Annotated in this window: 8 protein-coding genes and 1 other annotated feature; of the genes, 1 reads left to right on the forward strand and 7 read right to left on the reverse strand. The window is 33.6% G+C overall.

The annotated features are described in order from the left end of the window. Positions 1–143: 143 nt before the first annotated feature. The gene (locus tag ABUA27_RS11360) at positions 144–344 is read right to left on the reverse strand and encodes a DUF554 family protein (RefSeq protein ID WP_287846577.1); all 201 of its coding nucleotides are present in this window, start codon (positions 342–344) and stop codon (positions 144–146) included. 32 nt (positions 345–376) lie between these two features. Beyond that, entirely contained in the window at positions 377–631 is a 255-nt protein-coding gene (locus ABUA27_RS11365; protein ID WP_006505469.1) for a fatty acid kinase subunit FakA-related protein, read from the reverse strand. Positions 632–714: 83 nt separating this feature from the next. Between ABUA27_RS11365 and ABUA27_RS11370 the strand changes: the two genes are divergently transcribed. After that, the gene (locus ABUA27_RS11370) at positions 715–1,857 is read left to right on the forward strand and encodes a nucleotidyltransferase (protein WP_287846576.1); all 1,143 of its coding nucleotides are present in this window, start codon (positions 715–717) and stop codon (positions 1,855–1,857) included. Here ABUA27_RS11370 and ABUA27_RS11375 read toward each other — a convergent pair. The 5 genes from ABUA27_RS11375 to ABUA27_RS11395 all read right to left on the reverse strand — a co-directional run bounded on the left by ABUA27_RS11375 (position 1,820) and on the right by ABUA27_RS11395 (position 7,190). Continuing rightward, positions 1,820–2,587, reverse strand: coding sequence for a Cof-type HAD-IIB family hydrolase (locus tag ABUA27_RS11375; RefSeq protein WP_287846575.1), 768 nt, complete (start codon positions 2,585–2,587; stop codon positions 1,820–1,822). The genes ABUA27_RS11370 and ABUA27_RS11375 overlap by 38 nt on opposite strands. Before the next feature lie 30 nt (positions 2,588–2,617). Beyond that, on the reverse strand, positions 2,618–5,005 hold the full coding sequence (gene pheT, locus ABUA27_RS11380) for a phenylalanine--tRNA ligase subunit beta (RefSeq protein ID WP_349820744.1): 2,388 nt from the start codon (positions 5,003–5,005) through the stop codon (positions 2,618–2,620). A gap of 3 nt (positions 5,006–5,008) precedes the next feature. Continuing rightward, positions 5,009–6,043, reverse strand: a complete 1,035-nt coding sequence (gene pheS, locus ABUA27_RS11385; protein ID WP_040389820.1) for a phenylalanine--tRNA ligase subunit alpha — start codon at positions 6,041–6,043, stop codon at positions 5,009–5,011. 34 nt (positions 6,044–6,077) lie between these two features. Continuing rightward, positions 6,078–6,281: a binding site (T-box leader), on the reverse strand. A gap of 122 nt (positions 6,282–6,403) precedes the next feature. Continuing rightward, entirely contained in the window at positions 6,404–6,724 is a 321-nt protein-coding gene (locus tag ABUA27_RS11390; protein WP_022424170.1) for a hypothetical protein, read from the reverse strand. Position 6,725: 1 nt separating this feature from the next. Next, positions 6,726–7,190 carry a YqxI family protein gene (locus ABUA27_RS11395; protein WP_129981984.1) on the reverse strand — a complete coding sequence of 155 codons (465 nt, stop codon included), beginning with the start codon at positions 7,188–7,190 and terminating at the stop codon, positions 6,726–6,728. Between the last annotated feature and the right edge of the window lie 227 nt (positions 7,191–7,417).

Below are 7,417 nucleotides of genomic sequence, written 5' to 3' on the forward strand. Positions count from 1 at the left end.
TTCGCTATATGTGCAGCATTATTAGGATTTTTCTGATTACAGTGATGGTTGTTTTGTTGTATGTGTGTTTATATCATGTTTACTTTTACTAATGATTTGTTTACTTTCTATACTTTAATATACATAGATTATATATCATTTTTCTAAGTATTTATCAAGTGAAATGTGGCTTTCATCCCACACGCAAGCGTGTGGGTTTTTCGCCACAAATTTATAACAGCGACACCATCTACCTTCATCAAAGTATCCTGCATTGATTCTTTAAGATGATTTCCAAATACCATGCCTGCAATTCCCGCTATAACAATAGCACTACAGTTAATAATCGTACCTAATCCAAACATAGTTATAAAAAAACTTTCATCAAAGATGAAAGTTATCCTTTAAGACCTCTAGATTGACGATCCATATCTTCTACAACGATGTCATAGATTTCACCTAAAGTAGAACAATATTCTAATAACTGCCATGGTTCATTTGTATGGAAATGAATTTTAATTAAGTCTTCATCACCTACTGCAAGAAGGCAGTCTCCTTTAAAATGTTCAGTGATGTAATCATTGATTTCATCTTCATCTAAGTCATGACCATCAATTAATAACTGTGTATCATATCTAAATTCTAAAGCCATATTAATAATCCTCCTAATACAAAAAGTATATCATTATTTGTATTATCAGTCCATTATGATAAAATACTTTTTGAGGTGATTCCATGAAAATTCTTGGCATTATTACAGAATATAACCCCTATCATCTAGGACATCGCTTACATCTTCAGGAAGCTAAAAAACTAATTAAGCCTGATTTAACTATATGTGTCATGAGCAGTTCTTTTGTACAAAGAGGAGAACCGGCAATGATCAGTTATCAAAAAAGAGCCGCAATTGCAATAGAAGAAGGCATAGATATCGTTATAGAACTTCCTCTTGTTTATGCCTGTCAGAGTGCAGATTATTTTGCGAAAGGTGCCGTAACATTACTTCATGAAATGGGCGTGACTGATCTTGTATTTGGCAGTGAGGATGGCAATATAGAGACATTCATAGAAATAGCTGAATGTATTGAGCAAGACCCTGATACTTACAATATGAAAGTTAAAGAAGGTATGAAGGATGGATTACGTTATCCTGATGCTTGTAATCAAGCTTTACAGTTTATTTTAAATAAGGAAGTGAGAACACCTAATGACTTATTAGGATTAAGTTATGTCAAAGAGGTGGTTCATCATCATTATCCTATTTCTATGCATTGTATTAAGCGTACTAATGATTATCACGCAAAAGATATTGAACAAATTTCCAGCGCAACTTCTTTACGTATTGCGTTGAAGCATGGAATTGATGTAGCCCATCAATTACCTGGATATGAAACTTATAAAGATTCTCATTTCTTTACGTTAGAAGAGTTCTATCCCTATTTAAAGTATTTAATTACCTTTACTCCTCTTGAAGGGCTTCATATGATTGAAGAAGGTTTGGATGACCGCTTGTATAAAGTGAATCAAGAAATCTGCAATTTAGAGGAACTCATCAATGCTTTAACAAGTAAACGTTATACAAGAAGCAGAATACAAAGAATGCTTATTCATATTCTTCTTCATAACACAAAAGAAGAAATGAAAAAAGCCATGGACATTGATTATATTCATATCCTAGGCTTATCTACTAAAGGACAGCGTTATATTAAAACAGCTAAAAAGAATACTGAATATAAGATCATCACTAACATCACAAAGCATAAGCATCCTGCTTTAGACATCGAAAAAAGAGGGGCTCAGCTTCTTGATTTAGTAGATCCTGGTTTCTTTAAAGAAACCATTAAAGCGATTCCTTATCGTAAAGTTGATTTAAAATAAAGGCCACACCATCATCATTATTACTCAAAGTAACATGATCTGCTTTTTCTTTTAAGTCATCAGGGGCATTGTCTACGACATAACTTACCCCTGCCATTTCTAGCATATCTTCATCATTATAATAATCTCCAAAAGCGATAGTATTCTCTAATGGAGTTTGATAATGATTGGCTACTGCTTGAATCGCATTGGCTTTAGTGGCTTCTTTATGTGTGATTTCTAGATAATAGGAAGCACTACGTGTTATATATAAAGAAGGATATGTTTCTTTTAAATAAGAAGTGACATGATCAATAGATCCAATACAGACTATTTTATGAATGGTCTGTATTTTTTTAATGTCTTCTAGCCCTATCTTAGTTGATACCTTACCAATATAAGACTCTTCTATTGCATGATCTTTAAAATATTGATTTGTAGAATACCAGTTATCTCCATCATAAATGTTCCAATCTAAATCATCGCAATAAGAACATATATCATAGACAACATCCGTTGGTATTGTATAAGAGATGATTTTATCCTTCAAAATAATCATTGCTCCATTATGGGCTACTAGAGGTGCTTTATAAGGGACAAATAAGCGAATACTTTCAGGAAATCTTGAAGAAATAGGAATAAACAAATCATCATGTGCATACACCTTCTTTATAGCCTGTAATGTCGTATGAGAAAGTGTATTATCACTATGAAGAAGTGTTCCATCCAAATCTGAAAAGATTAGTTTCATAAGAAAAAAAGATCAGTGTAAGCACTGATCTTAACCTCTTAACACGGCATTATGGTCCTTCTTGCAGGCTTCAAGAATTTTTTCCATAGCGGAGTTGATTGTTGCATCATCTAATGTACGAGATGGATCCTGGAATAATAGTGAGATAGCCAATGACTTCTTACCTTCTTCCATATGTTCACCTTCATAAACATCGAATACTTCTGCACTCTTTACAAGCTGTTTGCTTGCACGTTTGATTGTCTTAACAACATCTGATGCAGGTACTTTTGAATCAACAACTAAAGCGATATCACGAGATACTGCAGGATATAGAGGAATAGCTTTGAATTTTAAGGCACGAGTACGTAATGCAAGAATAGCTGTTAAATTCAATTCTGCCACATATGTATCGTTGACTTCATAAGCCTTTGCCTTTGCAGGATGTACCTGTCCGATAACACCTACAATTTCCTTACCCATCTTGATATAACCACTTCTACCTGGGTGGAAGTCCTTATTGTCTGCTTCTACCTTTTCAAAAGTATAACGTGATTCTTCAATACATAACTTCTTGAATAATGTTTCTACAAAGCCTTTCACAAGATAGAAATCAACAGCTTCCTTCTTGCCCATCCAAGGTACATTGACATAGTCCCCGCTTACTGCAATTGCTAAGTTAGATACTTCCTTGTCAGAATATGTATTCGCAATTTCAAAGATGTTAACATCCTTATTTGAATGTGCATTATTGTAATGAATTGTCTGTAAAAGAGAACCAATAAGTGATTTTCTTGCAGCACTTCTTTCTTCACCTAAAGGACTCATTAACTTAACTGTATTGTCTAAAGAATGGAATAAGTTGAATTCATTGACAGTTGCTTCGCTTGTTAATGTATAAGTTAATGTTTCATGTAAACCAAGGTCTACAAGTGTATGTCTAATTAACTGTTCTTTAGACTGTTTTGGTGTTAAGACACCATCTGTCATATTCATGACAGGTAAAGTAGTTGGAAGATTATCATATCCATAGATACGTGCGACTTCTTCCACTAAATCTGCATCCATAGTAATATCATTACGATATGTAGGAACAGTTACAGTAAATAATTCATTTTCTAATGTATATTCAAAGCATAAGCTATCGAAGATATCAGATACTTCTTTAACAGTTAATGAAGTACCAAGTAAGCCATTGACTCTTGATAATTCGATAGTAACAGTTTTTCTTGTTTCATCAAGAGGTGTATGTACTGTTTCATAAATAGTTTCAGCATCCGCATACTGTACTAATAAATCAGTGCAGCGATCTAATACCTTTAATGAACTCATTGTATCAATAGCACCCTTGATATAATGCTGTGATGCATCTGTTAATAAGTTCATACGTCTTGCTGTATTTCTTAATGCAGCACCATCAAAAGTAGCTGCTTCAATAACGATATTTTTAGTATTCTCATCAATCTTAGTGTCATTACCACCCATAACACCAGCAACACAGCCAATGCCATCATCAGTTGATACAATAACATCTTCAGGTAAGATTTCATATTCATTTTCATCAAGAAGAACAGCCTTCTGATTGAATCCAGTCTTGATGACGAAAGCCTTCTTTGCAAGCTTATCATAGTCATACATATGAATAGGCTGACCTGTTTCAACCATGACAAAGTTTGAAATATCTACAATGTTATTAATAGGCTTGATACCTGATGCAAGAAGTGCATTTTGCATCCATTTTGGTGATTCTTTAGTTTTTACACCCTTCACTAATTTAGCACCAAAGAATGAGCATAAAGGAGTTTCTACATGAACTTCAATTTCACTCTTTTCTTCAGGATATTTCTTGATTTCTGGTAAAGTAACCTTTCTACCTAATACAGCAGCTGCTTCATAAGCTAGAGACTGCATAGCCATACAATCAGCTCTATTTGGTGTCAAACCAATATCAAGAATATAATCATCTAAACCAAGATAAGTGAGTGCTTCTGTACCTACTGGTGCATCTTCTGGTAATACATGAATACCAGCTTTATCTTCTTCTTTTAATAAACGGTTATCTAATCCTAGTTCAGCAATAGAACAGATCATACCATCAGACTTTTCGCCTCTGATAGCACCTGAAGAAATCTTACCACCTTCAAGTTCACATCCTGGTAATGCAACAATAACCTTTTCACCAGCAGCCACATTAGGTGCACCACAGACAATCTGTCTTACTTCACCAGGGGCAGTTTCTACCTGACAGATATGAAGATGATCAGAATTAGGATGTTCAATACATTCCTTTACATAACCAACAACAAGCTTAGTCCCTTTCGCAAGAGGTCCCTGTCCTTCTACTTCTAATCCAATACGAGTGATCTTTTCTGCAAGTTCTGCAGGATCTTGATCATCTACTTTCACATATTTATTTAATAAATGTAAACTAGCTAACATATACTACTCCTTTCTTTCGAACTGTTCTAAGAATCTTAAGTCGTTATTGTAGAAATCACGAATATTATCAATATCATATTTCAACATAGCAACTCTTTCTAGTCCGATACCAAATGCAAATCCCTGGTATTCCTTAGGATCAAATCCACACATTTCTAATACATGAGGGTTAACCATACCAGCACCTAATACTTCAATCCATCCAGTACCTTTACACATAGCACAGCCCTTACCACCACAGTTGGCACAAGAGATATCTACTTCTACACTTGGTTCTGTGAATGGGAAATAAGAAGGTCTTAAACGAATTTCACGCTTTTCACCAAACATCTTCTTAGCGAAAACATCTAATGTACCCTTTAAATCACCCATAGTGATATTCTTATCGATGACAAGTCCTTCACACTGCATAAACTGATGTGAATGAGTGGCATCATCATCGTCACGACGGTATGTCTTACCAGGGCAGATAACCTTGATAGGACCTTTACCCTTTGCTTCTAACATAACATGTGCCTGTACAGGAGAAGTATGTGTTCTCATTAATGTATTTTCATCAATATAGAATGTATCCTGCATATCTCTTGCAGGGTGTCCTTTAGGTAAGTTCATTAATTCGAAGTTGAAATGATCTGATTCTACTTCAGGTCCTTCAGCTACCTTATATCCCATACCTAGGAATAATTCTTCTAAGTCTTCCTTAACACGTGTTAAAGGATGTACAGATCCTACTGGTAAGCGATTACCTGGTAAAGAGATATCAATATCTTCTGCAAGTAAACGTTCATTTAAAGCTTTTTCTTCTAAATAAGCTTTCTTTTCTTCAATAGCCTGTCCAATTTCCTGTTTAGTCTTATTTGAAACCTGTCCAAATGTTTTTCTTTCTTCAGGAGCCATAGTCTTCATTGATTTCATAGCAGCCTGAATAGGTCCTTTTTTACCAAGATAGAATACACGTAAGTCATTTAATTCTTTCGCATCAGCACATGCAGAAATTTTAGCAAGTGCTTCTTCCTGGATTTTTAATAATTCATCCATAACTTTCCTCCTTAAAAAATTAAAAAGCCGTTCCAATAGGAACGACTTAAATCGCGGTACCATCCTAAATTCATATAGTATACACTATATGCACTTTATCACTTATAACGTCAGTGTTACGGCGGGGATTAGCCGCACTCCAAGGTGAATTCAATAATATCTTATAAGAAGATTTCCACCAGTCTCTTCCTCTCTCAATATAAGTATATTACATACTAGTCCTTTTCTTCGTGTTCTCATGTATTATACCTAATTATTCGGAAAAAGACAAGATGAAATCTAATCTATCGAACAATCCTCTGAAATCTAATCTATCGAACAATCCGTCCTTCTTTTGCATTTTATATGCATCTCTAATAGTTATTCATCTGTAATTACATAATCTTTCCAAAACAACAAAAGCATTTTTTTAAATTCACAATTATCCAAATTTGGAAAATCTTTTACTTCTGAATATATCTTTTCTTTCCAAAATAAATATTCAGACATTGTATGCTGCATTGAATACTTATTTAAAACCATCATAATTTTGTTCCTTGTCAGAAAAGAAATATCATGTTCTAAACAAAATAAACTTGTTGACTGAATTTCTTCTCCATATATTTCATATAAAGCCGAAATCAACAATTTATTTTGTTGATATAATTTTTCCATTGATAATTTATAATCGTCTTCTCTCATATTAAAATAATGTCCATTCTAATACTTCTCTAACAGCATTTGCCACATTAGCCGCAACAGACCTACTACCACCTGCATTAATAATTGCTGTAAAAATAGCATCGTAAACAGCTTGCCCTGGTATTTCCGACCATTTTAATAACGGTTTTAATGCTCTTGTTATAGGTGTAAAAAATTTATTTACATTTTTTGCTACAGTTTTACCAGCCACCTTTTCAGCAAAATTAACTAATCTTGCCTTATTATTTATAGCTTTTTTTACTGCTTTTTTTGCAATTTTTGTAAAAATATTACGTGAATTTTGATTTACAAGATAATCACTTTCTTCTATCGGTTCCATATATTCAGTTTCATATTCTATTGTATTTATAGCATATACTGTCATTGGAGACAATGTAAAAACAGCGCTGCAAGCAATCGATAAACACAAACCACCTACAACAATCATATTTTTTATATTCTTCATAAAATTTTCCTTTTCTTTTGTTTCGACATTTTGACCATCATATCATCATATACATTAATTTTCAATTAAAAACTATTGATTTCAAAATCCCCTAAAGTGAAAAGTTAAATTCCACTTTAGGCGGGGCAAAGTTGCGTTTAGTCTTTCACTTCTTTCCAGTTGATTTTACTCTTACAGTTGAATTTACTTTTACACTTTCAATAGTTGAATTTTCTCCTTCAGGTATA

It is taken from the genome of Catenibacterium sp. RTP21428st1_D7_RTP21428_210409, from assembly GCF_040227455.1.
GTDB classification, from domain to species: domain Bacteria; phylum Bacillota_I; class Bacilli_A; order Erysipelotrichales; family Coprobacillaceae; genus Catenibacterium; species Catenibacterium mitsuoka_A.

Excerpts from the sequence above, each read along its gene's own strand:
- ABUA27_RS11360 (WP_287846577.1), bottom strand. The coding sequence starts at position 344 with ATGTTTGGATTAGGTACGATTATTAACTGTAGTGCTATTGTTATAGCG.
- ABUA27_RS11365 (WP_006505469.1), bottom strand. The coding sequence starts at position 631 with ATGGCTTTAGAATTTAGATATGATACACAGTTATTAATTGATGGTCAT.
- ABUA27_RS11370 (WP_287846576.1), top strand. The coding sequence starts at position 715 with ATGAAAATTCTTGGCATTATTACAGAATATAACCCCTATCATCTAGGA.
- ABUA27_RS11375 (WP_287846575.1), bottom strand. The coding sequence starts at position 2,587 with ATGAAACTAATCTTTTCAGATTTGGATGGAACACTTCTTCATAGTGAT.
- pheT (WP_349820744.1), bottom strand. The coding sequence starts at position 5,005 with ATGTTAGCTAGTTTACATTTATTAAATAAATATGTGAAAGTAGATGAT.
- pheS (WP_040389820.1), bottom strand. The coding sequence starts at position 6,043 with ATGGATGAATTATTAAAAATCCAGGAAGAAGCACTTGCTAAAATTTCT.
- ABUA27_RS11390 (WP_022424170.1), bottom strand. The coding sequence starts at position 6,724 with ATGAGAGAAGACGATTATAAATTATCAATGGAAAAATTATATCAACAA.
- ABUA27_RS11395 (WP_129981984.1), bottom strand. The coding sequence starts at position 7,190 with ATGAAGAATATAAAAAATATGATTGTTGTAGGTGGTTTGTGTTTATCG.